We start from the raw sequence: 1503 nt of genomic DNA on the forward strand, positions 1-1503 counted from the left end.
TATTTACAATTATTTTAATAGGTTATGCAAGAAGTCTATTACTTTTAATGCAATTTTAACAATGATTAATTAAAAAAATACCCATCAAGTTGTCTGAGTATTTTTTATTATGATTTATTATGATTTATTATGATCAATATCTTAATCTTCTAAGACCATATATTTAATAAAACGATTCATTCATAAGTCAGAATTGGCCCCCGTTTGTAAGTTTCCAACTTCACCTGTTTCGAACCCAACATAATTTCCATTTTTAATATAGACGTAAGTTGGCGTTCCAGTTAATCCTAATGAATCAGCAGTAATTGTTTTGTCAATTTCACCATTAATTTTATGAGCATTTCGCTCTTGTGTTACAATTCAATCAGCAATTTTTTTTGCTCATTTTTCTTTTCAAATACCATTATAATCTTTAATGTTATCAGTAATAATTAAGCGAGTTTTTTTAATTTTTTCTTGTTCATCAGCACTAATCGGATATGTTTTTAAAGCATATTGGGCACCAAAATTACCTGCTAAATACTTGTCATATTTATCATTACCATAGCCATTTTTATTATATAAATCTGGAATTGTTGTATCTGTTGTATTTTGACAATGAATGCAATTCTTTGCTGAAACCATAAAAATAAAACTTTCTTTATTGTTTATACCATTGATGAATTGGTTGTAATATGCCATATTTTGATCTGAACAAGCGATTGTTGCTGTTGCTGTTGTTGTTGCGAGTGTCATTGCTGCCATTGTACTTAGCAGTTTTTTCATTTCTATTCCTCCCCAAGAATTATTTTATATAATTGTCTATCTATAACTATACATTATTTTTTATATTTTTAAAGTTAAATCTAAATATTTTTATGGTGTTATTTAGTAGATAATTATGAGAGAAAAGTATATAATGATAAAAAATAATACAGATTTTAAAGGAGAGTAAATGATGATGGATATGACCACCGCATTGGCTGTGTTACTTCCAATAATGATTATTTTATTAATTTTTTCAAGTTTTTTTTCGGCTTCAGAAACAGCTATTACCTCAATTAATGTTATTCGTTTAAAACAAATGGCAAAAAAGAATGTTAGTAAACGGAAAAAAAGAGCAACAAATAAAACAATTCGTCGAGCAAAACAAGTTTATAAATTGGTCAAAGATTATGATCGTACTTTAGCAACTATTTTAATTGCAAATACTTTAGTTAATACGGCTTTAGCAACAATTGGAACTTTATTTTTTGCGTCTTTGATTATCAATGCTGAAACAGCAACATGAGTAGCAACAGGAGTTATTGGTTTAACTGTTTTAATTTTTGGTGAGATGATGAAACTGGGCAAGTAAAAGAAATTGGTCATCATATGCTTTCAATTCATGATAGTACTTCGATTAAAAAAGTATTTCAAAAATATTTGCATTTAGCAACATCACCAGAAAGTACAGGTAAAACATTAGACTTCTTGCATAACCTAGTTATTTTAAAATTCCTATAAAATATATTTAAAATAGAA

General features: G+C 27.1%; 3 protein-coding genes. 2 read left to right on the forward strand and 1 reads right to left on the reverse strand.

The window, feature by feature from the left end:
• Positions 1–141: 141 nt before the first annotated feature.
• The gene (locus EHU54_RS05765) at positions 142–765 is read right to left on the reverse strand and encodes a hypothetical protein (RefSeq protein WP_400249441.1); all 624 of its coding nucleotides are present in this window, start codon (positions 763–765) and stop codon (positions 142–144) included.
• Positions 766–934: 169 nt separating this feature from the next.
• Here EHU54_RS05765 and EHU54_RS05770 point away from each other — a divergent pair, with 169 nt between their 5' ends.
• The gene (locus EHU54_RS05770) at positions 935–1336 is read left to right on the forward strand and encodes a CNNM domain-containing protein (RefSeq protein WP_400249442.1); all 402 of its coding nucleotides are present in this window, start codon (positions 935–937) and stop codon (positions 1334–1336) included.
• Between the two features lie 17 nt (positions 1337–1353).
• Complete coding sequence (locus EHU54_RS05775) at positions 1354–1485, forward strand: hypothetical protein (RefSeq protein ID WP_400249443.1); 132 nt, start codon at positions 1354–1356, stop codon at positions 1483–1485.
• Positions 1486–1503 lie beyond the last annotated feature (18 nt).

The organism is Spiroplasma sp. ald, assembly GCF_044714355.1.
GTDB lineage: Bacteria > Bacillota_I > Bacilli_A > Mycoplasmatales > Mycoplasmataceae > Spiroplasma > Spiroplasma phoeniceum.